The following is a 24,764-nucleotide window of genomic DNA, read 5'->3' as shown; positions in this document are numbered from 1 at the left end:
GTTCCATGCGCACCATCGGTCTTATCGGCGGGTTGAGCTGGGAATCGACGGTGATCTACTACCAGATCATCAACCAGCGCACCCGCGAGCACCTCGGCGGCAGCCATTCCGCCAACAGCCTCATCTGGTCGGTCGACTACACGACGGTCGAGGACCTCATCTTCGCCGACCGCTGGGACGAGGTGAGCACGTTGCTGACCGGTGCGGGCAGGCGACTGGAGGATTCCGGCGCCGACGTCCTGCTCGTCTGCAGCAACACCTTCAGCCGGGTGAGCGACGACGTGGAGCGGGCCGTGGGCGTGCCGGTGCTGCATATCGCCGACACCGTGGGCGCCGAGATCCGCGCCAGGGGCATGCGCAAGGTCGGCCTGCTCGGCACCAGGTTCACCATGGAGGAGCCCTTCTACCTGGATCGGCTGGCCGCCCACGGCGTCGAGGTGGTCGTCCCGCGTCGCGAACAGCGGAAGCTGGTCCACGACGTGATCTTCGACGAGCTGGTGCGCGGGGTGATCAGGGAAACGTCCAGGGACGCCTACGCGCGGATCATCCAGGACCTCGCCGACGACGGCGCGGAGGGCGTCGTCCTGGGCTGCACGGAGATCGAGCTGCTGATCAGTGAGAAGCACAGCCCGATCCCTGTGCTGCCGAGCGCCCGGCTGCACGCCGAGGCGGCGGTCGGTTTCGCCCTCGCCGAGTGATTCACGTACGGCTGGTGCCGTACAGCTCGCGGTGCCACAGGTCGGCGCAGACCCGTTCGATGCCGGCCGCCAGGTGGCGGCGGTAGGTGGTGAAGGGGATGCCGAGCCGTTCCGCGGCCAGCTCCTGCGTGGGCGTACCGCAGAGGAACGTGACGGACAGCGCCCGGTGGAACTTGACCGAGCGCGGGTCCTCGCTCAGGTCGCCGATCGCCTGGCGCAGCAGGTCACCCAGTGCCGTGGCGGGATTCTGCTCATCGGCGACCAGCCTGGTGCGTGTCAGGGGGGAGGTGGCCAGCTCGTCCGGCCGCGGCAACCTGCGCAACGCTCCGCGGACCGCGTCGGCGAACTCCTCCCTGGACAGCACCGCCAGTCTCGCCGTCGCCGCGCCAGGGCCGCTCGCGGGCCTCCTGACCATCTGCTCCAGCCACGCCTGCGCGGGCATCGCCCGCCAGTCGTGAACGAACAGGCCGCCGGAGATGTCACGCATCCCGTGATACCGCTCCGTCCGTGCTTCGATGTACGACCAGGCCAGCCGTTCGGCCCGCAGACAGTTGCCGAGCGCTCGCCACTGGATCAGTTCCAGCAACACCGAGTTACCGCGGTACGGCGGAAGCACCCACTGCCTGCTGACCGCCAGGTGCTCACCGGCGCGCAGCGGGGTGGTGGCGCGCGCGTGCGCCCACGCCGCGGCCACGACGGGATCGGCCGCCAGCTCCTCCTCATCGAGCTCCGTCAACCGCAGCCACGCGGAGAGAGCCACCGGCTCGCCCGTCTCGGCGCTTCGATAGAGGCGGAACGCTTCCGGCTGACGCTCCACCCAGAATGCCGCTGCCTGTACCAGGATGCTGGCCTCCGCCTGTGGCAAGGCCTCTTCCTGGAACTCGCCGTCGCCGGTAGGCGGCCCGTGGTGGAGATGGAGCAGTGCCGCCACCGCGCCGGGCACGTCCGCGTCGCTCGCCGTACGCACCCTGTCCGCCACGCGCACGTGCACGCGCTCGTGCATCACCGTGTACGCCTCGGGGTCCCGCCAGCGCAGGTCCGCCTCCAGCAGCCGCCGGACCACGCCGTGCGGGAACAGCCCGAGACCGCTCGATTCGACGAACGGCAACCGCCGCAGCCAGCGGAACAGCGTCCCCGCGTCCTCGGGGAAGGCCGCCCGCAGCAGGTCCTCCGTCGTCGTGTACGCGTGCGCGCAGAGCTCCAGGGCACGCCGGTGCGCGGCCGAGGGCAGCTCGCCCACCAGCTGATCCAGCAACTCGGCCACCAGGTCCTGATCAGGCCTCCATCGCCCGCCGTCCTTCGCCGCCACGGCCGCCCCCAGGAGCAGCGCCAGCGGGTGACCGCCGGCGAAGGCGAGCAGCGGCTCGCGCACCTCGGCCGGCACGCCGGCGGCGTCCAGCAGGGTGTGCGCGTCCGTGGCCCGCAGATCGCGCAGCGGCAGCACCTCCAGCGACCCCGCCCATGCCGGGTCCGCCTGCCAGCGCACATCCGGCGGGTTCCGTCCCGCGATCACCACCAGCGCCCCCGCGGGCACCCGCGGCAGGAACCGCTCGCGCAGCCACCCCTCCAGGCTCTGCACGCGGTCGAAACCGTCGAACAGCAGCACTGCGTCGTCCTGGCAGGCCGCCGGGTCCATCAGGCGCTCGTCCAACATGGACACGGGCCGCCCCGCCGTCTCGGCCTCGTCGGCGAAGCGCCGCAGCAGGGCCGACTTCCCGATGCCGCCCGGACCGTGCACGTACAGGACGCTGCGGGCGCCGCTGTACAGCGCCGTGGTGAAAACCGCGAGCTCCTCCTCCCGCCCCACGAACGCCATCTCGCGCGCCGCGCGCAGCCGCCGCCCCAGAGAACCGGACATGGATCGCTACCCCTTCTCGAAGAGGTGGTGCACGCCGGGGTGGGGGAGCCGTCGCGGCGGTATGCCCCGCCTGTCCGGGCGGTGCTCGAAATGCCACCACTCGTTGTCGTACAGGCGGTAGAGGTCGTAACGGGCGCCGTGTTCCTCCAGCCAGCGAGCGCCTTCGTGCGGGCGCACGTCCAGGGCGATGCCCTTGACGTGGCTGGACTCGGCCGGTGGCAGCACGAGCATGCGGGCCAGGAACGGAGAGCCGGAGCGGCGCACCTCGTCGTCGAACATCCGCTGCTGGACGACGGGGTCGCGGTATCCGGAGGTGACGCCGATGAGCTGGCCGTGACGCCACAGCGCCTCGGTGCGTGCCGCGGTGAACGCGGCCATCGCGCCGTCGGTGAGCCCGGCGAGGTTCTCGGCGGGGAATCGCATCCGCAACGCCCAGCGGCAGGCCAGTTCGCGGGCGCGGCCTGGATGGCGAACGAAGGCTGGCGGCAGCAGCAGCACGGCGAGCACCAGCGTGGCCGCGGCGTACAGCCTGTCTCGGGGCCGGGGAGGGATGGTGCGTGGTTCGTCCATGACGAACCACCATTGGCGCCAAATATGAGCGCGTCGTCCGCCGAATGTCACCGTTTGTCGACGGCCCCAGTCTGGGCGCCTCTCACCGTCGAGCGTTCGGCGTGGGAGAGCCGCGGCCTGGCTGCGGCGCATCACCGGCGGCCCCGGGGACGGCGTGAACGTCCGAGTGGTCGACGAAGGCGCGATCGTCGATGACCGGCAACTGGCCGCCCTGCTGAGCGAGGCCAGACGCACCGTCACCAAGGTGGTGCTGATCGGCGACCCGGTCCAGCTGCGGTGCTTGGTTCGTGCTCCTCAACAGAGAGCGACACGAGTCCAATCACAAGACACAAGGGGACTTCAGGCGCCGCATGAGCGCGAGGCCTGCCTGCCTGTCAGGACCTTCCCACAGGCCCCCGACTACCGCGAGGAATTTGTTGTAGAGGACAGACGCAGAGCCGCTGCCTCGGCAGAAATCGCAGGGCGCCGGTGTGAACCTTTCGGCGGAGCAGCGGTAAGAACAGGTGAATCTGCCCGGACCCGCGATAAGGAGCTGACCCGTTCATGGCCGAACCGGCGACAGCCGAGGCCGCCGACAGCGACCTGATCCACCGCTCCCTGCGGGAGCCGCAGGCATTCGCCGCGCTGTTCGACCGGCATGCTCCCGCCCTGCACCGTTACGCGGCGCGCAGGCTCGGTCCGGGAGCGGCCGAGGACGTGGTGTCCGAGACGTTCCTGGCGGCGTTCGAGCACCGGCACCGCTACCGGTCCTGCCAGGACGACGCCCGGCCCTGGTTGTACGGCATCGCCTCGAACGTGATCGGCAAGAGGCGCAGGCGTGAGGAGGCCCGTTACCGGGCGTACGTGCGTGGTGGCGTACATCCGGCGGAGATCGGCGGCGGGCTGGTGGAGGACAGCGTGAACACGCTCGCGGTGAACAAGCCGCTGGTGGCCGCCCTGGCCGGGTTAGGCGCCGGCGACCGGGACACGCTGCTGCTGGTGGCGTGGGCGGGGCTGACGTACGAGGCGGTGGCCGAGGCGCTGGACGTCCCGGTCGGGACTGTCCGCTCCCGGCTCAACCGGGCGCGCAGGAAGATCCGGCAGGCTCTGGAAGGGACGGACCATGAATGAGATGGAGGACCTCGGCCGCCTGTGGGCCGATGAGCCCGAGCCGAGCGCGCACGACCTGGCGGCGGCCCGGGCTGCCCTGATGTCCACGATCGCCCGTCCCGGCGGACGGGGAGTGCTCGCCCGACCGCGTGGCCGTGGGGTGCTCGCCCGTCCCGGCGCCTTCCTGCGTACCAGGCGAGTCGCCCTGGCCGGCGCCATGGCAGCGGCGCTCACCGTTGGCATCCTCGCCGCCCAGGTGGGCCTGGGCGGCACCGACCCGGGCAACCCGCTCGCCGCGCCGCCCGCCGACGCTCAGACGCTGCTCAAGCTGGCCGCGCGGGCCGCCGCCGAGCAGCCGGACACGGTGCCGGCCTCCGGCCAGTACGTGCACACCAGAATGCTGGCCCAGCGCAGCCTGTTCGCGCCGGACGAGGCCGGCACGCGGCAGTACACGAAGGTGATGGTCAACGAGGAACGCTGGGAGGCCGCTGACGTCGGCAAGCCCTGGCTGAGCCGCGAGCAGTCCGTGTCGGCCACGGGACCGGCGCCCCGCAACCGCTGGGACCACGGCGTCGAGGACACCGTGTACGAACCCGCGGCCTGCCCCGGCCAACCGGCCTACGCCCGGCTGCGCAGCTGGCCCACGGACCCCGCGCAGGTGCGCGCGAAGATCGTGGCCGACATGGGCCCGGATCCGCTGCGCATGTGGTCCTCCCTCCAGGGCCTGGTCACCGAGTCAGTGGTTCGCCCCAGTCTGAGCGCCGCGCTCTACCAGGTGGCCGCGGGGCTGGACGGCATCGTGCTCATCCCCGACGCCGTGGACGTCGCCGGTCGGCCCGGCCTGGCCGTCGGGATGGACCAGGGCGACGGCAGGCGCTCGGACCTGATCTTCGACAAGCGCACCTATCGCTACCTGGGCGAGCGCACAGTGAACACCGCGGACAGAAAGGCGAAAATGCCCTTCGGCGAGGTCATCGAGCGGAGAGGCAAGGTGAACGGCACCGCGGTGCTCGCCGTCGATGTCGTCCCCGGTCTGCCCGAGGTGTCGCCGAACGCGTCCCGCGTGCAGATCCCCTGCTGAGATTTTCCCCCGATCCGGCCTTTCGGCCGGAAGTTCTGTTTCGCATGCCCCAATAAAGGAGCAAACCATGTTGATCGCAGCGAAGGCTGTCGCAGCCACCCTGCTCATCGGTACGTTCAGCGCTCTCCCCTCACCGGAGACGCAGGCCGCCTACGAGAAGAAGGCCGCCATGGAGCAGACCAGGGTGGCCTGCATGCAGGAGAAGGGGCTCACCTACCTGGCCGAGCCGATCGTCAAGCGCAAGTGGCAGCCGGGAGAGCTAGAGCGGCTGGCCGGCGACCATGAGGCGCTGCGCGCGTACCGGGCCAAGTACGGGTTCGGCGTCTGGTCCAGGCTGGTCTATCCGGGTGACCCGGCGGTCAACCCGGTGTCCGGGGAAAGCGTGAACAACAAGAACCTGATGGCGATGCCGGCGGACGAGCTCAAGAAGTGGCGCGCGGCCGACGACGCCTGCTTCGCCGAGGCGGCCGAGAAGCACCTGAGCCTCACCGTCACCTCGCAGCGGGGCGACTACCTCACCCAGCTCAACGCGGCACTGGACAAGTCCGTGGCCGCTCTCGACAAGGACGAGCGGCTCGCGCGGCTCGGCAAGCGGTTCGGCGCGTGCCTGGGCATCAGCGACACCAGGCCTTCGGTCCTGGCCGAACGCGGTCGGTCGGCGTTCGTGAAGCAGGCCACGCAGGTCGCCAGGAAACTGTACAAGGGCTCGCTGCCGAAGGCGCCCGAGGGCCGCACCCTGGCCCTGATTCCGCCGCTGAAGCCGGAGCAGGCCAAGCCGTACCTGGAGAAGGAGATCAAGACGGCGCTGAAGGACCTGGAATGCGGCAAGTCCTTCTACGCCGCCTACTCGTCCAAGGCGAAGACGGCCAAGGAGCAGGTGTACCAGAGGTTCGCCGTGGACTTCGCGCTCTGACCGGGGTGGGCCTGAGGCCTGGTCACTCGGGGTAAGCGAGCGACGTTCGAGGTGATGGAGGGGGCCGTTCACAGCTCGGCGAACGGCCCCCTTCATCGGAGCCGGCGGCGCCGACCTGAACCCCCGATCGGGGCGGCCCTGGTGCCCGATGTGCCGGGCCGGGATCCCTCATGACGTCGATCTGGCGCCTACGCGTCCGCGCGCGGACGCGTAGGGACTCGCAGGAGTCGTTGGCGGTGCCAGCGAGGAACGAACACCTTGGGACGAATCACCACATGACCAAGGCTGCTGACGCTACGCCGCGACCAGGCTGTTGATGAACGCCAGCGACAAGGCCCGGCAGCTCTGCGGCCGCATTGGCCTGCAAACTGACGGTACGTCCAGGCGGGCCCGCGCCCGCCATCCTGGTGGTTCCCCACGAACACATCACCCAGCCGCCGAACTCGCGAGCGTGGCAGGCGCCCGCCACGCCGATGTCAAGGTACATCCGGTCGCCGCGGATGTACCTTGCCCGGGACAAGTCTCAGACAGGGGGCCGCTCAGGCCCATGCAGGCCAGGCTCACACCTTGGCAGAGGTGGAAGCCTGGCCTTGCTCACGCTCCGGGCCGGAAATCCAGCACGGGCCTCAGCCGCCGGTGCCGGGGTAGAAGTCCTCCTTCATCGGGGCGACCGTGCCGCCGCCGGGGTAGTAGTCCTCCTTCGGGGCGATCCCGCCCTTGCCGGGCCAGGCTCCCTCGCCCATGGGGGCGATCCCGCCGCTGCTGGGCCAGGGTTCCTCCTTGGCGGCTGCCGGGCCGGCGGCCAGGCCGAGCCCCGCCGCGGTCAGCAGCCCGATCGCGGCCAGTTTGAGCGTCGTCTTGGTCATGCCGTCACCTTTCGTCACTCTCGATGTGTGATCTCCGCCCGTGCCCGGGATGGGCACGCGATCCAGTGCATGACGCTGGGCCGCCGCCTGTCCTGCTGTTCCAGCCTGAGCAGGAACAGGCAGTTCACAGCCTTCGCCTGTCGGCGCCCATATCGACATCCCCCACGTCGTCAGGTCGCCGGCAGGCCCTCAGTCTCAGCATCCCGCCGATTGTCTGGTAGCCCCTTTCGCCGTTCGGACAATCGGCAGCCCGCCCGCCGGCACCTTGGCTGGGTCGGGGTGAGCGTCGACGGCCCCCTGTTCGGCTGTGCGCGACCACGAGTATGCGCGGCCTCGCTATGGATCCGCTTTGGGGGCCGCTGGGTCGCGGCAGAGCTTCGTCGAAGGCGATCGCGCAGGACGGCCTGCATCAAAGGGCCCGAATCGCAATTCCGGCCCCGAATTCTCGACGCCATAATGATCACGTGAAGTTCGAAGTGCTCGTCATCGGGCCCGAGGTCGGGCGGCAGCTCGCGCCGTATGCGAAACGCACCCGGGTGGGCGCCTTCCGCCGCTACATCACCGAGGACGAGCTCCAGGACGGATTCGTGCAGGGCATATGGGCCGGGCGCCTGGGGCCCGACGCGGACGAGGCCGCGATCGCCGCGTACGTGCGCAGCACCTTCGACGAGTTCCTCGGCGAGCGCGACGAGATCGACAAGGACGAGCGCGGCTGGTACTTCTACTCCCACGAGAACCCGTTGGCGCGCTGGGACTACTGGTTTGTCAACAGCGAGTGGTGGCCGCTACGGACCAGGCCGGGTGGCGCGGTCGTCCTCGACGAGGCCGCCTACGCCGGCTGGCCCGACATCCGCGACCACGCGCGGCTCTGGCGTCGAGGCAGGCCCGGTGAGGTGCTATACGGCGCGCAGTCGGTGGTCGAGGAGATCGACTTCGCCGCCATGGAGCGGGAGTCGGCCGAAGCAGCGGGGCGCGCCTGGGACGCCTACCAGGCCGCCGAGCACCGCGACTCGCTCGACGAGATCCAGATCGGCGGATTCACCCGCGAGGAGTACCTGCTGCGGACGGGCTGGCATCCGGCCTGTCTCGTCGAGGGCGGGCGCTGGCACGAACGCGGCGATCGCGGACTGCGGGCCGACGTGGAGGAAGCACGGGCGCTGGAGTGGCGGCGCTTCGTCGACGACCTGATCGGCGGCCTGCCTCCTGGCACGCTGCTCACCAAGGTCGTCTGTCACACGTGAGCCGGTAATGGCCTGCACGCCTGCCGCGCCACCGTGGTCCTGTCCAGGTACGGCAACCCGCTGTATGACGAGGAGCTGTACCCGTCGACCAGTTCGTCGATGTGCATCGGGGAGTGTGTCATGTCCGCCCAGCATCGACCAGGCAAGTCACAGCACGATCAACGCCGTTGCCGGGTCGGACCGGGGCGCCCTGTCGTGATTGCTCACGGTGGGTGCCCCGGCCGGCAGAATCGGCGGCGCGTCGCCTGACGGCTGAGCAGCGAGTGTTTGCGGAAGATCCAGTTCGCGACACGACGCCAGGCAAAGGAGTCGATCGTATTGAACATGTTCTTCGCCACCGTATGGCGGAAGTAGTTCGCCCACCCGCGCAAGAGCCGGTTGAGGCTGATGATCAGCTCGGCCAGGTTCATATGGCGGGTTGACCTGTAGGTCTTCGCCTTCACCTTGTCCTTGATCGATTGGATCGCCTTCTTGGACATCAAGGTGTAGACGTAGTGCTTGTTCGTCCCTCGCATTTCCCGCTTGTACTCAGCCCCAGCGCCTTGGCCCGCCGCAGCTTGACGATCTCCTCCAGCAGCGTCTCCAGCCCCAGCCGTCCGGGGTCGGACTTCAGCTCGAGCAGGAACCCGTCCTCACCCGTGGCCAGCTCCCACAGAGCAACCGCGCCGAATCCGCCAGCCACTCGGCCAGCACATCCTCATCCGCCGACTCCCGGTACTCCGCGAACAAGACCAGGTCGACCTTCACCTGCCCCGCGTCGCGCCCGTCTTGTTCCCCACCAGCTCCCAGTCGCCGTCGAGCAGCGTCCACGCCGCGATCAGCTCCTCCGGCTCCCACTCCCGACGGAGCTGCGCTGTGGCGGATGCTCTACGAGACGGCGGCCAGAGCCGCGGAGATCCTGGCGCTAGCACCAGGCCTCAACGGCACCCGAGGCTGGGCCGTTCCCAAGCCTGTCAGCGATCCTGCGGCCCGCAGGTCGGCTGGTAGGGGAAGTCCGGGAAGTACCTCGCCCATTCCTCCCGATCGAGCCCGCGGCCGACCCGCCGGCATACGGTGCTCGCAGCCCCGGCGGCGCTGAGGTCGTAGCGCTGGAAGGGCAGGTGTTTGCCGGCCACCGACAGCGCGTCGCCGCTGAGGGACAGCGCGAGGACCGCGCCGCCCGGCGTGGCGAGGGGCGGGCCGACAGGCCGGCGGCCAGCGGTGTCCCACAGTTGGACGACGCCTCCCTCCGTGCCGACGGCGAGCAAGCCGGCGTCCGAAGAGAAGGCCAGCGCGGTCACGGCTCCGGGGGCGGTGGGGGGCAGCGTGCCCAGGTTGCGGCGGAGGTCGCCGTCCCAGAGGGCGGTTCGTCCTCTGGTGTCGCCGGTGGCGAGGATCCGGCCGTCGGGGCTGAAGGCCAGCGCCTCCGCGGGGCCAGGGCCGGGGCCGCCGCCGGCCCGCCGCAGCGGCGGGAGCGAGGCGACGTCGCCCTGGTCGGTCAGCAGGCGTTCGCCCCGCGGGGCGACGGCGATCCGGCTGCCGGTGACGCCAGGGGTCGTGGTGACGGCCCCGGTGCGCGTGTTCCAGCTCGTGAGCGCCTCCTGCCCGACCGAGGCGCCGCTGATGAGCAGCAGCTCGCCGTTCTGGGCGAAGGCGAGCGGCCCGCCGTGGCGGAAGGGCGGCGACTGGCCGGTGATCCGCCGGCCGGCCAGGTCCCACAGCGTCGCGGTGAAGGAGGCGGCGTAGGCGTCGCCGTAGGCGAGGATCCGGCCGTCGGGGCTGAAGGCGGCCTGCATCCAGCACGGCGTCGGGCAGGAGGGCCGGGGCGGACCGGGCAGCTCTTGTCCGGTCCTCGCGTCGCGCAGCTCGACACGGTCCCGGTACGTGAGGAGCAGGCTCCTGCCGTCCGGGCTGAAGGCGGCGGAGGTCGCCCTCTCCTCGCGCCAGTCGCGGGTGAAGGCCGAGCCGACGCGCAGGGTCTGCACGGTCGGGCCGGTCAGGTAGCGGATCTCCCCGGCGTCGGGGCCGATCCAGAGGTCGTCGACCACGTCGCCGTGGAGCGGGTGCCGCAGGAGCACTCCTTGGAGGTGGTTCGTGGCGCGCACCTGGAGCTCGTCCTCGCCGGCGGTCGCGACGAAGGCGCCGTCGGCGCTGAAGCCGATCTCGCGCACGCCCGGCGCGCTGAGTGCGGCGGCCTCCGTTCCCGAGGCCACGTCCCACACCCTGACCAGGGCGGGGGTGGCCATGAGCAGCGTCCGTCCGTCCGGGGAGAGGCGCAGGCGTCCCTCGCGGCACTGCTCGGCGGTCGGGGTGGGAGCCCAGGCGGGGGCGGCGAGGCGGCCGGTCGCGGGGTCGGGCAGGCGCAGCGGTTCGCCGGGTCTGCACACGAGCGGCGGCGCCGCCGCGTCGGAGTGGACCGGCGCGACGGTGACCTGGGGCTGGTGGGTGCGCAGGTCCCAGCGGGTGACCCGGGTGGCGGTGGCGCTGATCAGCCAGCGGCCGTCGGCGCTCAGGCTCCGCCGGGTGTCCGGGGAGGTGTCCTGGTCGGCGAAGACGTCCTGCTGCGGCTGGAGGCTCGCCGCGCGGAGGGCCGCGCGGGTCTCGGGGAGGTCGGCCAGCTTCCAGGCGGCCAGGCTGAGCCGCATGGCCAGGGACGGTTCCGACAGGGGCAGGGTCTCGGCCGTCCCGGCGATGCCGCGGGCGTGCAGCTCCCGCTTCTGCTGGCCGTTCACCAGGCTCCGCTGCCAGATGAGGGACGTCGTGACCAGCAGGAACACCGCCAGGACGGCCAGGACCGCGGTGCGCCGCCTGCCCTTCCTGCGCTCGCCGTCGCTGGCGGACAGGAAGGCGCGTTCGGCCGGGGTGAGGGTCCGGGCCGTGAGGTGTTCGCGGGCCAGCTCAAGGCGCAGCCCCCGGTAGAGGGCGCCGGGGTCGCGGCCGTGCTCCTCCCACATGTCGGCCGCCTCGGTGAGCCGCCGGTGCACTCTCAGGCGTTCGCGGTCCTCCTCGGCCCAGGCGCGCAGCCGGGGCCAGGCGGTCAGCAGGGCCTCGTGGGCCAGGTTGACCGTGTCGCCGTCCTGGGTGACGAGGCGGGCGGCGGTCAGGCGCTCGAGCAGGAGGGGGCCCGGGTCGCGGGGGTCGCCGGTCAGCAGCTCCGAGCGCCGTACCGGGCGGCGGGTGGGTTGCGCGCCCGCCTCGCCGGGCATGACCAGCCGCAGCAGCAGGTGGCGCAGCCTGTCCTGCTGGGCCGGGGTCAGGCCGGCGTAAAGCTCCTCGGAGGTGCGGGCGACCGCGCCCGCGATGCCGCCCGCGGCTTCGTACGCCGCCAGCGTCAGTGCCTTGCCGTGGTGGCGTTTCCAGGTCTCCAGCAGGGCGTGCGACATCAGCGGCAGGCCGCCGGGCTGCCCGGTGACCTCCTCCAGGATCCGGGCCGTCAGTTCGCGCTGCACGATCAGGCCGGCGGTGGCCGCGGGCTTGACGATCGACTGGCGCAGCTCGGCCGGGCTCATCGGGCCCACCAGGACGGTGGCGTCCCCGACGGCCTCGATCAGCCGGGGATGGTCGGCGCACCGTCCGAAGAAGTCCGCGCGTACGGAGAGCACGACCCCGCCCTCGGCGGCCACCAGCGCGTCGATGAACGCCCCACGCTCGCCGGGGTCCTCGCACAGCGTGAACACCTCCTCGAACTGGTCGACCACGACCAGCTCCCCCGCGGCGGCGGCGGGCAGGGCCGGATGGACGCCCGGCGTGACGACGCGCGCCGCGCGCGGCCGCAGCGCCGGCACCAGCCCGGCGCGCAGCAGCGAGGATTTGCCGGAGCCCGACGGGCCGACCACCATCACCATCCGGTGCGCCTTCACCATGCCGGCCAGCCGCTCCACCAGCGAGGACCGGCCGAAGAAGTAGGCCCGGTCGGCCTCCTCGAAGCCGGCCAGCCCCCGGTACGGCGCCCGCTCGCACGCGGCGGCCACGGATGCCCACTCCCGATCGGCGGCCAGGGTCTCCTCCCAGCGGACCCGCCATTCCCGCTCGTCGCCGCCACAGGCGCGGACGTAGGCCAACGTGACCGGCAGAGTCGGCAGCCTCTCCCCGGCGGCGGCCTGCGCCAGCGTGGAGGCGGCGAAGCGGGCCCGCGCGGCCATCACCCGGTAGGACGGGGACCCCGCCTGCTCCCGTAACTTGCGCAGCTCGACCGCGAAAGCGGCGACCGGGCCGTCCATCGGATCCACGACCTGTTCACGACGTCCCATGCGCTCCCCCTAGGTCCCATGAGAACCACAAACCAGCGCAAAATACGTCTTCACCCCGATTTGATCAAGTTTGTCCAGGGTGCGAAACGGGCTTCCGGACAATGATCGCCACGCCGAGACTGGGGACCTGCCACGCCGCCGAGAAGCCGAGGAGATCCATGCGCCTGCTCGTCGCCCTGACCCTGTCGCTGCTCACGCCGGTGCCCGCCGGAACCGCCGCTCCGGCGGCGGGCGGCACCGGCGTCGTCAGGTTCGTCAACGCGGGCACCGGCGACTGCCTGGACGCCAACAACGGCGACGACGTCCGCTCCCTGGCCTGCAACCGGGAGGCCGGCAAGCCCGAGGACGGGTGGCAGCTCTGGCACGTCGAGGACATCTCCCGGGCCACAGGGGTGCCCGGGACGTTCATGATCCGGAATGACCACGAGAGGTACGACCGCCGATGCCTGACCGCCCGGGGGCCCAAGAACCAGGACGCGCTCCTGACCCCCTGCGCGCCGGGCGACAGCGGGCAATGGTGGACGTTCGACGGCGCCAGGATCCTGGCCTACCGGTACGGCAAGGCCGCCCTCTACGACGAGGCGGGCACCCTGCACGTCCGCGTCGCCCGTGACGCCCGGCCCGGCGTGAACACCCGGTGGTGCCGGCGGGCCTGGCCCACCCAGAAGGCGTCCTGCGACGCCTGACGATCACAGCGAGAAGAGGATTCCGTTGGGAAAGATGTTGATCGCGCTGGCGATGACGGCCACCGTCATGAGCACCGCGCCGGCGACCCCCACCACCGCGGCCCCTGCGTCCGCGGCCACAGAAGCCGCCGCGGCGGCCCAGGTGGTGGCGCCGCTCAAGCGCCTGACCGGCGACGCGCTCACCGGGCTGTCGCTCACGGTCGGGGCCGAGCCGTACACCCAGCCCATGGAGGACGCGTTCGCACTGACCACTCTGGACCAGGTGCTCAGCGGCGACGATCGGACCCAGCTCCCGACGCCCGCCGACGACCCGGCCTGCGCCTCGCGCATGCAGTCCTTCGGGCCGACGACGGGCGGAGTCGGCAGGGCGTTCTGCTGGGACGCCAAGCTGCAGGGCCTGACGGGCGAGACGGCCTGGGTGCCGCAGGGCCTGGCCACCTCCGGTGAGGCGAGGAACGACGCCGCTCCGGTGCCCACCTCGAAGGACGCGCTGATCACGAGCTGGTCCTGGCAGAACCCGCCCACCCACTCGCTGGCCAACTCGGTGCGGCTGTCGGTGGTGAACCTGAACGACATGCGTTACCGGACCGTCCTGCCGGTCTGGGTCCGTCCGGACGGGACCCTGAGCCGGATCTACGGGCACGGCGGCGGCCTGGCCTGGAGCGGCCCCTACCTGTTCATGGCCACCACCCCCGGCTGGCCCGACGGCACCGGCGCCCCGAGCGCCAAGCGCAGCGCCATCCGCGTGTTCGACACCCGCCGGATCTACCGCCATCAGACCAAGCTCGACGACTACCAGTACGTCATGCCGGAGGTGGCCAACTTCGTCAGCCCCGACCTGGACTTCGACTACATCTCGCTGGACCGGACGAGCACCGGCCGGCAGGCCCTCGTGGTGGGCGACTACCGGGCCACATGGCTGAACGGCCAGCCCCAGCCGCTGAACGGCACCCGGATCGCGCGCTACGCCTTCCGCTCGGCCGAGACCGGCGATTACCGGCTCGGCCTGACCCCGACGGCGGCCTGGGAGTCCACCACGCCCACGACGGCGGAGACCCACGCCATCAGCGACGTCCAAGGCGTCCAGCTCCACGACGGCCGGCTCTACGTCAACATGAGCGCCGGCAAGTTCGTCAACGTCCCGTACTCCAGGCGCTTCGCGTCGGTGGACCTGGCCTCCATGACGATGACGGCCCGTACGAACTGGGGCTACCGGCCGGAGGACCTGTCGCTGTGGTACTCGGGCACCGGGGGCGAGCTGTGGGGGCTGACCGAAGGCGAAGATCAGCGGGTCGTCTACTCGGTCGCTCTCGACAACCTCGCGCCTTGAGCCCCGCGCCCTTCCTGGCGAGGCCGAACGGGGGAACCGCCCGAACGGCCCCGCCTCTGCATCGACCACCTCGGAGGAGGGCGGTCGAGGCTGAAAAGGAGGGTGGCACGGGCCTGCTCGGTGCGGGGGCCTCTCCATCACCGGCATCTCCTTCGCCCCCGTGGGCGCCACCCTGGACGTCACGGCCGACGTCCTGACCGCCACCGGGCAGGCCGACGCCACCTACGACAACACCAGCGGCGCGATCCTCCTGGAGGACCGCGACCACCTGCGCATCGCGACCGTCAACCCCCGCTGCGTCGGGGACGGGCTCAAGGTGGGCGACAACGTCATCGTCGAGGGAAGGTTCGACCTGGCCCCCGCGGCGTCATCACCAGCCCGTGACCCGTTCCCGGTGAGCCGCGCGGTTCACCGGGAACGGCGCCAGAAGGCCTGGTGGTCGGCTTCGGAAGTCCTTCGGTTGACTTCGCGGAACGCGAAGAGCTGCCTCGTGGCGTGATCGCCCGGCCGCCTCCACGGCGGTCACCGCGGCTGCCGTTCCGCGATGACCGCCCAGTCGTCCGCCCCGTGACCGTCGGCGATGGCCTGGTCGAAGACAGTCCGCAGGAGTTCACCGATCGGGAGCGGAACGTCGTGGTCGTTCGCGGCATCGAGCGCGAGGTGCAGGTCCTTGCGGCCCAGGACCGCAGTGAATCCGGGTGGCTGGTAGCGCCGTTCGGCGATCATCGCCCCGTAGCCGGTGTAGACGGCTCCCGGGAAGAGGGTCGAGGTCAGCAGTTCGACGAACCGCCCCGAGTCGACACCGGCGCCTTCCGCGAGACTGACGGCCTCGCCCAGGGACTGGATCGCGCAGGCGATCAGGTAGTTCCCGAGGATCTTCACGACGTTGGCCTGCTCCGGACGGTCGCCGAGTCGCCAGGTCCGCGAGCCGATCACGTCGAAGAGCGGCTGCACGCGGTCGATCAGCCCCTGCTCGCCCGCCGCGAGGATGTTGAGCGCTCCGGCTTCGGCGACCGGAACACGGCCGAAGACCGGTGCCGCGACGTACCCGACACCGTGCTCGGCGTGCGCCGCGCCGGCCCGGCGGGCCAGGCCGGCGCTCACCGTCGCGAGGTTGACGTGAACGGTCCCGCCCGGGGCCCGAGCGAGAACGCCGGAGTCGATGAACGTCTCGGCGACGGCCCGGTCATCGGCCAGGACCGAGAAGACCACCGGCGAGTGCATGGCCTCGGCGACCGAGGCGGCTCTCCGGGCACCCGCCGCGACGAGCTCGTCCGCGGGCCTGTCGGAGCGGTTCCATACCACGACGTCGTACCCGGCTCTCAAGAGGTTGCGTGCGATGGGCCGTCCCATTGCGCCCAGACCGATGACCGCGATGTCGCTCATGAGGAGAACCCTCTCTGTGAACCGTCTAAGGTGGTTCCACGATGTCATAGGGGTACCATCGTGTCGAACCGGCTAAGACGGTTCGAAGGTGTCGTCGCTTGCTGCGGAGGTGGGATGGCCGAGGACGCACGTCGTGTGTTCCGCATGGACAACGAGGTCCTGGCGTTCCGGTTCACCGCCACCGTCAGCGATCGAGCCGGCATGGCGCCGCGCGAGCGGCTGACCGACCCTGCCCGACTGAAGATGTGGCTGCAGGCGACAGGGCTCGACGCCACGGACGTGTCGCCGGCCGATCTGAAGGACGCCGTCGCGCTGCGCGAGGTGATCTACCGGATCGGGTCGGCGATCGCCGCAGGTGAACGGCCCGATTCGGAGGATGTCCGCACTCTCAACACGGTCGCGGCCGCCGGGCACGCGAAGGCCGCGCTCGAACGCGATCGCGCAGGATGGCGCCTGACCGCGGCGACGCCTGTCGGTGACGCCCTCGGGGTCCTGGCCACAGATGCCATCCACGTCCTCGGGGGCCCCGACCGCAGCCGCATCAAGAACTGCGAAGGCCCCGGATGTGCGGGACTCTTCCTCGACACCAGCCGCGGAGCCAACCGCCGTTGGTGCTCCATGAACACCTGCGGCAACAAGGTCAAGAAGGCACGTCTCGCCGAGAACTGACCCAACAGCCGCGATCAGGCCCGGCAAGCCCGACCACTTCTGCGGCAGGACGCCGTTTGAGCAGGCGACCCACATCTACGGCCAGAGCGTGGTCCTGCTGCTGCCCGACCGTGACCACCACGAAGGCGCCGAACAGGCATGGCTCTCCACGTTCGTCAACCTTAGGTTGACGTTGATGCAGCGTCAACCTAAGGTTGACTCATGCGACTCTCCGTGGTTCTCGCGCTGGCGAGCCTCTTCCTGCTCGGGCTGGTCATCGCGACCCTGTAGTTCGACGGAATGCACGGCGTACCGAACCGACCAGCCCAGGCAGGCGCTCTTCTGCTCATCGTTGATCGCTTGTTCATGGTGGTGAGCGGACCTGGACGGCATCTACGTGTGCGCCAACTGCGACACCGCCATCGGCCTCAAGCCCGTCCCCGCCTGGAACCCCGCCCGCTCGGCCGCCGAGCCCGATCAATGCGTCGCTCGCCAGTGTGCCGGACCGGACGCCTCGGCGGAGGTGATCCAGAACCGCACCTCCAGCGGCTCGTCCAGTTCCGGGAGCAACAGCCTGCCGCTGTGGGCGGGCACGCCCTCGGGCGGCATCCGAGTCTTGATGCTCTCCGGCCGGCACCACGCCAGAAGGGGGTGCCCGGGAGGATGACGTAGGGAGCGTAGGTGACGTCGTCGTCGAGGTACTCGTGCAGCCGGTCGGCGATCTCCTCGACCGAGGCGGCGGCTCGCTGACACCGTAGGCCGACTTGCGGTACTCGGTTGAGCCGCTTGTTGATGACCGCCTGATGGCGGCCAAGCCGTCCGCGAGGTACGACATGAACCGCGCGGGTGCGGTCGTGATCGCGTCTGGGGGCGCTCGGCCGGCTCCGCGCCCTCCGCAGCAAAGGTCACCTCGTCCAGGGCCGCGAGCCAAAGCGCGCTGCTCGTCAGTTCTGGGTGGGTGCCCAGGGTGTCCCGGAACGGGCGCATCACCGCCTCGCCACCAGCGATGGTCAGGAACGCCCCCACCATGGCCGACTCCAGCCCCACCGCCGCGAAGGTGAACCGCGCGTCGGCCGCCGTCCCCTGCACCCGGATCAGCACGCGAGGTGCGGCCGGGTCGGGGGAGTCGTCGCAGTCGCCACATGTCATCGTTCATGGCCTCCACAGTGGCGCCGGGCGCCCGCCGACAGGCAGGGGAGCGTTCATCGGATCACAGGCCGGCGGTCAGCCGCGAGCTCGGCGCCCACCTGCGCGGGGCCCGCGAGGTCGTCGACCCGGCGGACGTAGGTCCGGCCGGCGGCGGGAGGCGGCGTACCCCCGGACTGCGCTGCGACGCCGGCCGGACAGCGGCCGTTGGAGATCTACCCGCTGGAGGACCTCGGCCAGGCCACAAGCTGACCGGGATCGGACACGCACGAGGCAAACCAGTGATTTACACCGGCACCTGACCGTGGAATACCACGCCACATTCCGCACCGAACGGCATCACTACTACGCGGGGCTGCTCAGGTCTCATCGCGGCTTCCCGAATGAAGGGCCTGAACGACCATGATCGTTGTCGGCGCCGACGACCGTGCCGATCCCAAGGCCGATGTCGAGGTGAGTGCCGACGCGCTTGACGTTCTGGACGATCGGAGCAGTCTCGACATGGGTGATCGCGGGCAGGGCGGCGACGCGTTCGGTGAGGTAGCGGTAGAGATCGCGGGAGCTGCGACAGGCGACTTGGACCGCCAGGTTGGTCGGGCCGGTGGTCGCGGCGGCGAACACCACCTCGCGGTGCTCGGCCAGGGCCTGCCCGGTGGCCACCAGCTCGGCCGGCGGCACGGTGATCCACAGCCGGGCGACGCTGCGCAGGCCGACGTAGGCGATGTCGAACTCGGCGTAGTAGTGCAGGACGCCGGTCGCGCGCAGGTGCTCCAGACGCCGGGCGACGGTGGACTGCGACCAGCGGGTGGCGGCCGCGAGCTCGGCCAGGCCCGCTCTCCCGTCGCGCGCCAGGACGTCCATCAGACGCTGGTCGCCGGGGTCGAGGGAGTCGATCTCGCCGGTGTCCGGCGCAGGCGCGGGGCGCAGCCGTTCGACCTCGTCCGGGGACAGCGCGTCGAGGCCGCGGATCACGTGCGGTGAGCCGTAGTAGGTGTGCAGGACCGCATGCGCGGCGATCGAGACGACCCGGGCGCCGCGCGGAAACCGGTCCAGCAGGAGCTGCTCGCTGTCGACCTCGCTCCGGGCGCGGACGACGCAGAGGATCTCCGTGCCGCCCGAGACGAGCTGCACCCAGGTGGTGTCGGGACGGCGCGCCAGCGCGGCGGCGACGCTCCGGGCGGCGCCTGGGACGCACCGCAGGCGCAGGATCCACCGACCCTCCGCGACGTAGCTGACAGGCGGGACGCCCACGACGCGCAGGATGTCGCGTGAGCGCAGCCGACGGTACCGGCGGGCGATCGTCTGGTCGGAGACGCCGAGGACCTCAGCGATGCGACTGAACGGGGCGCGGCCGTCCATTTGGAGTGCCTGGATCAGGCGGCGATCAAGTTCGTCCGCGACGTCGGATTTCACCATGTGATCCTATTTGATGTCGAAATGCAGGAAAGTGACGGCTTCCAAGTGGCTTTCCTGCATATTTGCGCTGATCGTTGAGGCGTCTTCGCATAACGATCGGAAGGATCATCATGGGCAAGTGGGGGCCGTTGACCGCCGTCAGCCTGGGAACGTTCATGCTGCTGGTGGACGTCAACATCGTGACGGTGGCGATGCCGGACATGGCGGCGTCGCTGAAGGCGTCGTTCTCGTCTCTCCAATGGGTGATGGACATCTATGCGCTGGCGCTCGCGGCTCTGCTGCTGGGCGCGGGTGGGCTGGCCGACCTGCTCGGTCGCCGCCGTGTGTACGTGGTGGGCCTGGTCACCTTCGCCGTGGCGTCGCTGGCGAGCGGACTGGCCCCGAACGTGGGCTCCCTCATCGCTGCACGGGCCATCCAGGGCACGGGCGCCGCGATGATGTTCGCCACGACGGTGGCGCTCGTGGGTGCCTCCTACGAGGGACGTGACCGGGGCGTGGCGTTCGGCGTTTGGGGCGCGGTCAACGGCGCCGCGTCCGGGATCGGGCCGATCCTGGGCGGGCTGCTGACCCAGCAACTCGGCTGGAGGTCGACGTTCCTGGTCAACCTGCCCGTCAGCGTGGCCGCCGTGGCGCTGACCCTGCGCGTGGTGGACGAGTCCCGCAACCCGGACGCGCGGCGGATCGACCTGCCGGGCATCGCGCTGTTCGCCACCGCAGCGGGCGCGTCGGTCTACGCGCTGACCCGGGCCGGCGAGGACGGCTGGGGATCGCCCGTCATTGTCGGGACGTTCGCCGCCGCGGCGATCGCGCTGGCCGCCTTCGTCGCGGTCGAGGCCCGTAGCCCGTCCCCCATCCTGGACCTTCGCCTGTTCCGCAGCCCGTCCTTCACCGGAATCATGATCGCCTCCCTGGCGATGTCGGGGGCGGCGTTCGCGTACCTGATGTACACCTCAATGTGGCTGCAGTCCGTCCAGGGGCTCGGCGCGCTCCAGGCCGGGCTGGTGATCCTGCCGATCCCCGCGGTGTCGTTGGTGGTCTCTCTGCTGTCCGGCCGCTTCCTGCACGCCGTCTCGCCGCGCTGGACGATCGGCCTCGGGATGTTGCTCGTCGGCGCCGGCGTGGCAGGCCAGGCGGTGCTGACCGGGGACTCGGGCTGGGCCGCCCTCGTCCCCGGAGCCGTCGTCGTCGGGGTCGGGGTCGGGGTGGCCGTGCCGAACGTGACGGCCGCGACGATGGCCTCGGTGCCGCCGGAACGCGCCGGCATGGCGGCCGGGGCGGTCAGCACCTTCCGCCAGCTCGGGTTCGCGGTCAGCGTCGCCGTCCTCGGCACCGTCTTCCGCTCGAAGCTGCAAGACGCCCTGGACCACACCGTCTCCGAGGCCGCCGCGTACGCCTCCGGCCTGAACGCCACCTTCCTGACCGCCGGCGCGATCGGCCTCGCCGCAGGCGCGATCACCCTCCTCCTGGTACGGCGCCCGGCCTCGGCACCCGCTCACCAGCAGACATCGCAGGCCGCACTCGCCCAGAAGTAACAGAAACGGCCGGACGCCGAGTGTCGCCCCTCCGGACGTGTCTCATAATGCTTCACGCCGGTTCGCCCAAGTAGGGGTGTGGCATTCACAACTTTGCGAACAGGATTGGTGACCGCCGTACTGGCCGGTTCCTTGGCAGTCGTCACGGCTCAGGAAGCCTCCTTCGCCGCGGCCCCTCAGCAGGCCCCCGTAGGATCCGGCCCGGTCGTTTCCGGTAGCGTGACGCTCCTGACCGGGGACAAGGTGACGGTCAGCGGCCGGGGCCACCGGGTGGAGAGCGCCCCTGGACGGCAGGTCCGCTACTCGACGCAATTGCGCGACGGACACCTCTACGTGATCCCCGCGGACGCGTTCCCGCTCGTCAGCGAGGGACTGCTCGACGATCGGCTCTTCGATGTGACCCGGCTTCTCGCATGGAGGTACGGCGACGCCGACACGGACGAGATCCCGCTGATCAGTCAGGCCCTGGGGGAGAAGCCGGCCCCGACACTGAGCGGGACGCGCCTGACCCGCGAGCTCGACGACCTCGGCGTGGCGGCGGTGCGGGTGCCGAAGAGCACCGCCGCGCGGACGTGGAGGGATCTGGTGAGCAGGGTTCGTACGCCGGCCGCGGGGAAGGGCAAGATCTGGCTCGACGGGCGCCGGTCCTTCACGCTGGATCGCAGCACCGCGCAGATCGGCGCGACCGAGGCGTGGCAGCAGGGGGTCACCGGCCAGGGCGTCACGGTGGCCGTGCTCGACAGCGGCTACGACGCCGGGCATCCCGATCTCAAGGGGGTCGTCACCCAGGAGCGCAACTTCTCCGACGAGCCGGACATGACCGACCGCGTCGGCCATGGCACGCATGTCTCCTCGATCGTCGCCGGGGCCGGGACGAAGTACCGAGGCGTCGCGCCGGGGGCCCGCATCGCCATGGGGAAGGTGGGCGGCGTCGACGGTATCGCCGACTCGGCGTTGCCGGCAGGCATGGAGTGGGCCGCCACCGAGGTCCGCGCCAAGGTCGTCAACTTGAGCCTCGGCACGGTGGACGAGCCCGGCGATGATCCCGTCGAGCAGGCGGTGAACACCTTGTCGGAACGGACGGGCACGCTCTTCGTGGTGGCGGCCGGCAACGAGGGCGGCGAAGGGTCCGTGACCAGCCCGTCCACCGCGGACGCCGCGCTCTCCGTAGGCGCCGTCGACCGGTCGGACCGGGTATCCGAGTTCTCCAGCAAGGGCCCCAGAGCGGGCGATCACGCGATCAAGCCCGAGATCACCGCCCCTGGCGTGGACATCGTCGCCGCAGCGGCCGAGGGCACCGCAGACGGGCCCCACGTGGCGCACAGCGGGACCTCCATGGCGGCGCCGCACGTGAGCGGCGCGGCGGCGATCCTCGCCCAGCGACACCCCGGCTGGACCGGGCAGCAGCTCAAGGCCGCGCTGGTCGACAGCGCCAGGCCGACCAGCGGGACCGGCCTCTACGATCAGGGCGCCGGGCGGGTGGACGTGCCCCGCGCGCTGGCGCAGCCGGTGATCGCCTCTCCCGCCACTGTCTGGGCCGGTTTCCCGTGGCAGCACACCGGTGGCGACCAGGCGACCCGGACGATCACCTACACCAACGACGGGGACACCCCCGTCACCCTGAACCTCACGACCGACACCGACGTGCTGAAGCTGCCGCAGGACAAGCTGGAGGTCCCGGCGGGTGGGCAGGCGTCCCTTTCCCTCACTGTCGACGTCGCCGGCAAGGCCGCCGGCGACTACCCGGGCGTGCTCACCGCCACCTCCGGCGACACTGTCCTCCGTACGCCGGCGGGCGCGTACGTGGAACCGGAGTCCCACGACGTCACCGTCACCGCTGTCGCCAGGTCGGGCGTTCCGGCCGGCATGGCGTACGGAATGGTCTACGACCAGGCGAGCGGTGCTCAGCGGACCCTCCGCTTCCGCGACGGGGTGGCGAAGGCACGGCTCCCGAAGGGCGCCTGGAACCTCTACACCGAGATCTACGACTTCGACCCCGTCGTCCTGACGACCGGACACCGGCCGCTCGCGGTCGATGACGACGACGTGCGCATCACGGTCGACGCCCGCGAGGGCGAGCGGATCCGGTTCGCCGTGGACGCCCCCACCGCCGCGGCCGACCAGGAGTTCGGCCTCCACCTCGCCAACGGTCCATGGCAGTACGGCTGGTACTCCTCCGGTCAGGACCCCAATGAGGGCTACTACGTCATTCCCGTCCGGCAACCAGGGCTCACCTACGAGTCCTGGAGCGTCTGGCACAAGAAGGACGCCGCGCCCAGCCCCTACCGCTGGACCCGGCCGGCATCTGGGCACTCACCCTGCCCACCAGGGAAATCCCGCTGCCCTCCGCCATGACGCACTACCGGAGCCCCGGGCTCGCCTGGTCCTCGGAGTTCCAGGCGGGCGGTTCCCGGCAGATCGGCACGAGCCCGGTGCGCGAGCGGGCCTTCTCCGAGGTCTGGAACGCGGCGGTCGCGGGCCCGTCGTTCGCCACGCCCGGCGGCAGCCGCAGCGGGGACACGCTCCAGTTCTTCGCGGGCCGGCTCTACACCGACGGCGTCGCGGAGCTGACCGGCATGGACGCCACCGCCACCGGCACCCTGACCCTCTCGCGCGACGGCAGGCAGATCGCCACCGGCGGCATCGCCGGGTGCGCGCCCGGCAACAGCGATCAGTGCGCGCTGTCCGCGACGCTGCCGCAGGACGCCGGCACCTACACTCTCGCCGTGTCCTCGCACAGGGACATGTCCGTGAACGCCCTGTCCACAGGTGTCGACGCCGTCTGGACGTTCCGCTCGGCCCGTACGGCGCAGGCCACGCCCCTGCCGCTGATGGCGGTCAGGTACGCGCCCAGAGGCCTCGACACCGCGAACCGGGCCGAACCCGGGTCACGAACCCAGCTGTCGATGTGGATCGAACGCACCCCCGGCGCCCGCGGCGCCGCGGTGCGCACGGTCAAGCTGGAGTTCTCCACCGACGACGGCGCCACATGGCAGCCCGTCAGGACCCGGGCAGCCGCCTCCGGCTGGACGGCGACCGTCGCCAACCCAGGCTCGTCGGGGTTCGTCTCCCTGCGCGCGACGGTCAAGGACACCGCCGGTGACGGCGTCACCCAGACGGTGACCCGCGCCTACGCAGTCGGCTGACCGTACCCGGGCCGCGTTCATCGACTCGCCCTGCGCAGGCCGAGAACGCGTAGGGCGTTCTCCTTGTAGATGAGGGGCTTGGCCTCGTCCTTGACGTCCAGGGCGGCGAAGTCGGCCATCCAGCGGTCGGGGGTGAGGACGGGGTAGTCGGAGCCGAACAGGACCTTGTGCCGCAGGGGCCCGGCGGCCTGGCGGACGAGCTGCGGCGGGAAGTACTTCGGTGACCAGCCGGACAGGTCGAGGTAGACGTTGGACTTGTGGCCGGCGATGGACAGGGAGGCGTCGACCCAGGGAACGGACGGGTGCGCGAGGATCATGGTGAGCCCGGGGAAATCGGCGGCGACGTCGTCGAGCAGCATCGGGTCGGAGTGGCGCAGCTTGATGCCGCGCCCGCCGGGCAGGCCGGCGCCGATGCCGGTCTGGCCGGTGTGGAACAGTGCGACGCTGCCCAGGTCCTCCAGCGCCCGCCAGAGCGGATAGTGGGCGGGGTCGTTGGGGGTGAAGCCCTGCAGGCTCGGGTGGAACTTGAAGCCGAGCACGCCGAACTCCTGCACGAGCCGCCGCGCCTGGGCGACGGCGGCCGGGCCGCGGCGCGGATCCACGGAGCCGAAGGGGATGAGGACGTCGGCGTGCTCGGCCGCCTGACGGGCGATCTCCTCGCTGGACAGGGCCGGGTGGCCGAGTTCGGTGGAGGCGTCGACGGTGAAGACCACCGCGGCCATGTTCCGCTGCCGGTAGTAGGCGGCGACGCGGTCGATCGTCGGGGTGCGGTCCTGACCGGCTTTGAAGTACTTCGCCGAGGCCGCCATCAGCTCGGCGTCGAGGGAGAGGCGGCCGTGGTGGTCGGCCTCGATGTGGGCGTGGACGTCCAGGGCCACGATGGCGTCCGGGTCGATGCGCGGGGTGTAGATCATCGTTCCTTCTCGGTG

The 24,764-nt window shown here is 71.0% G+C and carries 23 protein-coding genes; 13 read left to right on the top strand and 10 right to left on the bottom strand.

All coding sequences use genetic code 11. From position 1 onward, the window contains the following. Positions 1-5: 5 nt before the first annotated feature. Positions 6-698 carry an aspartate/glutamate racemase family protein gene (locus ABZ815_RS30240; protein ID WP_357703834.1) on the top strand — a complete coding sequence of 231 codons (693 nt, stop codon included), beginning with the start codon at positions 6-8 and terminating at the stop codon, positions 696-698. A 1-nt stretch (position 699) separates the two neighbouring features. On the opposite strand, the gene ABZ815_RS30235 is transcribed toward ABZ815_RS30240, so the two are convergent. Together ABZ815_RS30235 and vanY-N are read right to left on the bottom strand one after the other, a co-directional pair. Then, positions 700-2,556, bottom strand: coding sequence for an ATP-binding protein (locus ABZ815_RS30235; protein ID WP_357703832.1), 1,857 nt, complete (start codon positions 2,554-2,556; stop codon positions 700-702). A gap of 6 nt (positions 2,557-2,562) precedes the next feature. Continuing rightward, positions 2,563-3,126: a D,D-peptidase/D,D-carboxypeptidase VanY-N gene (gene vanY-N / locus ABZ815_RS30230; protein ID WP_357703830.1), complete on the bottom strand. Its 564-nt coding sequence runs from the start codon at positions 3,124-3,126 to the stop codon at positions 2,563-2,565. 154 nt (positions 3,127-3,280) lie between these two features. Here vanY-N and ABZ815_RS30225 point away from each other — a divergent pair, with 154 nt between their 5' ends. From ABZ815_RS30225 to ABZ815_RS30210, 4 genes are all read left to right on the top strand, one after another. Beyond that, a complete protein-coding gene (locus ABZ815_RS30225; RefSeq protein WP_357703828.1) occupies positions 3,281-3,712 on the top strand; it encodes an AAA family ATPase in 432 nt (143 codons plus the stop codon). Then, on the top strand, positions 3,670-4,236 hold the full coding sequence (locus tag ABZ815_RS30220; RefSeq protein ID WP_357703826.1) for an RNA polymerase sigma factor: 567 nt from the start codon (positions 3,670-3,672) through the stop codon (positions 4,234-4,236). Before ABZ815_RS30225 ends, ABZ815_RS30220 begins: the two co-directional genes overlap by 43 nt. Further along, a complete protein-coding gene (locus ABZ815_RS30215; protein ID WP_357703824.1) occupies positions 4,229-5,296 on the top strand; it encodes a CU044_5270 family protein in 1,068 nt (355 codons plus the stop codon). The genes ABZ815_RS30220 and ABZ815_RS30215 overlap by 8 nt, the downstream gene beginning before the upstream one ends. Positions 5,297-5,363: 67 nt before the next feature. Further along, entirely contained in the window at positions 5,364-6,209 is an 846-nt protein-coding gene (locus ABZ815_RS30210; RefSeq protein WP_357703822.1) for a hypothetical protein, read from the top strand. 626 nt (positions 6,210-6,835) lie between these two features. Here ABZ815_RS30210 and ABZ815_RS30205 read toward each other — a convergent pair. Beyond that, positions 6,836-7,075 carry a hypothetical protein gene (locus ABZ815_RS30205; protein ID WP_357703820.1) on the bottom strand — a complete coding sequence of 80 codons (240 nt, stop codon included), beginning with the start codon at positions 7,073-7,075 and terminating at the stop codon, positions 6,836-6,838. 464 nt (positions 7,076-7,539) lie between these two features. Between ABZ815_RS30205 and ABZ815_RS30200 the strand changes: the two genes are divergently transcribed. Further along, a complete protein-coding gene (locus ABZ815_RS30200; RefSeq protein WP_357703818.1) occupies positions 7,540-8,316 on the top strand; it encodes a hypothetical protein in 777 nt (258 codons plus the stop codon). Between the two features lie 203 nt (positions 8,317-8,519). Here ABZ815_RS30200 and ABZ815_RS30195 read toward each other — a convergent pair whose 3' ends face one another. From ABZ815_RS30195 to ABZ815_RS30185, 3 genes are all read right to left on the bottom strand, one after another. Continuing rightward, positions 8,520-8,795 (bottom strand): group II intron maturase-specific domain-containing protein, encoded by a 276-nt coding sequence (locus ABZ815_RS30195; protein ID WP_357703816.1) that lies wholly within the window; start codon positions 8,793-8,795, stop codon positions 8,520-8,522. Continuing rightward, entirely contained in the window at positions 8,795-8,998 is a 204-nt protein-coding gene (locus tag ABZ815_RS30190) for a hypothetical protein (protein ID WP_357703814.1), read from the bottom strand. The genes ABZ815_RS30195 and ABZ815_RS30190 overlap by 1 nt, the downstream gene beginning before the upstream one ends. Positions 8,999-9,269: 271 nt before the next feature. Further along, positions 9,270-12,545 carry an AAA family ATPase gene (locus ABZ815_RS30185; RefSeq protein WP_357703813.1) on the bottom strand — a complete coding sequence of 1,092 codons (3,276 nt, stop codon included), beginning with the start codon at positions 12,543-12,545 and terminating at the stop codon, positions 9,270-9,272. Positions 12,546-12,703: 158 nt separating this feature from the next. On the opposite strand from ABZ815_RS30185, the gene ABZ815_RS30180 reads away from it, so the two are divergent. From ABZ815_RS30180 to ABZ815_RS30170, 3 genes are all read left to right on the top strand, one after another. Further along, positions 12,704-13,231 carry a ricin-type beta-trefoil lectin domain protein gene (locus tag ABZ815_RS30180; protein WP_357703811.1) on the top strand — a complete coding sequence of 176 codons (528 nt, stop codon included), beginning with the start codon at positions 12,704-12,706 and terminating at the stop codon, positions 13,229-13,231. A 25-nt stretch (positions 13,232-13,256) separates the two neighbouring features. Beyond that, positions 13,257-14,561 carry a hypothetical protein gene (locus ABZ815_RS30175; protein WP_357703809.1) on the top strand — a complete coding sequence of 435 codons (1,305 nt, stop codon included), beginning with the start codon at positions 13,257-13,259 and terminating at the stop codon, positions 14,559-14,561. 160 nt (positions 14,562-14,721) lie between these two features. Next, a complete protein-coding gene (locus ABZ815_RS30170; protein ID WP_357703807.1) occupies positions 14,722-15,060 on the top strand; it encodes a hypothetical protein in 339 nt (112 codons plus the stop codon). A 23-nt stretch (positions 15,061-15,083) separates the two neighbouring features. On the opposite strand, the gene ABZ815_RS30165 is transcribed toward ABZ815_RS30170, so the two are convergent. Next, positions 15,084-15,995 carry an NAD(P)-dependent oxidoreductase gene (locus ABZ815_RS30165; protein ID WP_357703805.1) on the bottom strand — a complete coding sequence of 304 codons (912 nt, stop codon included), beginning with the start codon at positions 15,993-15,995 and terminating at the stop codon, positions 15,084-15,086. 66 nt (positions 15,996-16,061) lie between these two features. Here ABZ815_RS30165 and ABZ815_RS30160 point away from each other — a divergent pair, with 66 nt between their 5' ends. Further along, positions 16,062-16,616, top strand: a complete 555-nt coding sequence (locus ABZ815_RS30160; protein ID WP_357703803.1) for an ABATE domain-containing protein — start codon at positions 16,062-16,064, stop codon at positions 16,614-16,616. Between the two features lie 456 nt (positions 16,617-17,072). On the opposite strand, the gene ABZ815_RS30155 is transcribed toward ABZ815_RS30160, so the two are convergent. Together ABZ815_RS30155 and ABZ815_RS30150 are read right to left on the bottom strand one after the other, a co-directional pair. Next, positions 17,073-17,204, bottom strand: a complete 132-nt coding sequence (locus ABZ815_RS30155; protein WP_357703801.1) for a hypothetical protein — start codon at positions 17,202-17,204, stop codon at positions 17,073-17,075. 903 nt (positions 17,205-18,107) lie between these two features. Beyond that, positions 18,108-19,157: an AsnC family transcriptional regulator gene (locus ABZ815_RS30150; protein WP_357703799.1), complete on the bottom strand. Its 1,050-nt coding sequence runs from the start codon at positions 19,155-19,157 to the stop codon at positions 18,108-18,110. A 110-nt stretch (positions 19,158-19,267) separates the two neighbouring features. On the opposite strand from ABZ815_RS30150, the gene ABZ815_RS30145 reads away from it, so the two are divergent. From ABZ815_RS30145 to ABZ815_RS30135, 3 genes are all read left to right on the top strand, one after another. Then, positions 19,268-20,689, top strand: coding sequence for an MFS transporter (locus tag ABZ815_RS30145; RefSeq protein WP_357703797.1), 1,422 nt, complete (start codon positions 19,268-19,270; stop codon positions 20,687-20,689). A gap of 219 nt (positions 20,690-20,908) precedes the next feature. Further along, on the top strand, positions 20,909-23,044 hold the full coding sequence (locus tag ABZ815_RS30140; protein WP_357703795.1) for a S8 family serine peptidase: 2,136 nt from the start codon (positions 20,909-20,911) through the stop codon (positions 23,042-23,044). Then, entirely contained in the window at positions 23,041-23,835 is a 795-nt protein-coding gene (locus tag ABZ815_RS30135) for a hypothetical protein (RefSeq protein WP_357703793.1), read from the top strand. Before ABZ815_RS30140 ends, ABZ815_RS30135 begins: the two co-directional genes overlap by 4 nt. Positions 23,836-23,852: 17 nt before the next feature. On the opposite strand, the gene ABZ815_RS30130 is transcribed toward ABZ815_RS30135, so the two are convergent. Beyond that, positions 23,853-24,749 (bottom strand): amidohydrolase family protein, encoded by an 897-nt coding sequence (locus ABZ815_RS30130; protein ID WP_357703791.1) that lies wholly within the window; start codon positions 24,747-24,749, stop codon positions 23,853-23,855. Positions 24,750-24,764 lie beyond the last annotated feature (15 nt).

This window comes from Nonomuraea sp. NPDC047529 (genome assembly GCF_040642995.1).
GTDB lineage: Bacteria > Actinomycetota > Actinomycetes > Streptosporangiales > Streptosporangiaceae > Nonomuraea.
This window is presented reverse-complemented; position numbering and strand designations above follow the sequence as displayed.

What these genes read in the sequence shown, in the direction of transcription:
- ABZ815_RS30240 (WP_357703834.1), top strand. Translation starts at nt 6, where the DNA reads ATGCGCACCATCGGTCTTATCGGCGGGTTGAGCTGGGAATCGACGGTG.
- ABZ815_RS30235 (WP_357703832.1), bottom strand. Translation starts at nt 2,556, where the DNA reads ATGTCCGGTTCTCTGGGGCGGCGGCTGCGCGCGGCGCGCGAGATGGCG.
- vanY-N (WP_357703830.1), bottom strand. Translation starts at nt 3,126, where the DNA reads ATGGACGAACCACGCACCATCCCTCCCCGGCCCCGAGACAGGCTGTAC.
- ABZ815_RS30220 (WP_357703826.1), top strand. Translation starts at nt 3,670, where the DNA reads ATGGCCGAACCGGCGACAGCCGAGGCCGCCGACAGCGACCTGATCCAC.
- ABZ815_RS30215 (WP_357703824.1), top strand. Translation starts at nt 4,229, where the DNA reads ATGAATGAGATGGAGGACCTCGGCCGCCTGTGGGCCGATGAGCCCGAG.
- ABZ815_RS30210 (WP_357703822.1), top strand. Translation starts at nt 5,364, where the DNA reads ATGTTGATCGCAGCGAAGGCTGTCGCAGCCACCCTGCTCATCGGTACG.
- ABZ815_RS30205 (WP_357703820.1), bottom strand. Translation starts at nt 7,075, where the DNA reads ATGACCAAGACGACGCTCAAACTGGCCGCGATCGGGCTGCTGACCGCG.
- ABZ815_RS30195 (WP_357703816.1), bottom strand. Translation starts at nt 8,795, where the DNA reads ATGTCCAAGAAGGCGATCCAATCGATCAAGGACAAGGTGAAGGCGAAG.
- ABZ815_RS30185 (WP_357703813.1), bottom strand. Translation starts at nt 12,545, where the DNA reads ATGGGACGTCGTGAACAGGTCGTGGATCCGATGGACGGCCCGGTCGCC.
- ABZ815_RS30180 (WP_357703811.1), top strand. Translation starts at nt 12,704, where the DNA reads ATGCGCCTGCTCGTCGCCCTGACCCTGTCGCTGCTCACGCCGGTGCCC.
- ABZ815_RS30165 (WP_357703805.1), bottom strand. Translation starts at nt 15,995, where the DNA reads ATGACATCGTGGAACCACCTTAGACGGTTCACAGAGAGGGTTCTCCTC.
- ABZ815_RS30160 (WP_357703803.1), top strand. Translation starts at nt 16,062, where the DNA reads ATGGCCGAGGACGCACGTCGTGTGTTCCGCATGGACAACGAGGTCCTG.
- ABZ815_RS30155 (WP_357703801.1), bottom strand. Translation starts at nt 17,204, where the DNA reads ATGCCGCCCGAGGGCGTGCCCGCCCACAGCGGCAGGCTGTTGCTCCCG.
- ABZ815_RS30150 (WP_357703799.1), bottom strand. Translation starts at nt 19,157, where the DNA reads ATGGTGAAATCCGACGTCGCGGACGAACTTGATCGCCGCCTGATCCAG.
- ABZ815_RS30145 (WP_357703797.1), top strand. Translation starts at nt 19,268, where the DNA reads ATGGGCAAGTGGGGGCCGTTGACCGCCGTCAGCCTGGGAACGTTCATG.
- ABZ815_RS30135 (WP_357703793.1), top strand. Translation starts at nt 23,041, where the DNA reads ATGACGCACTACCGGAGCCCCGGGCTCGCCTGGTCCTCGGAGTTCCAG.
- ABZ815_RS30130 (WP_357703791.1), bottom strand. Translation starts at nt 24,749, where the DNA reads ATGATCTACACCCCGCGCATCGACCCGGACGCCATCGTGGCCCTGGAC.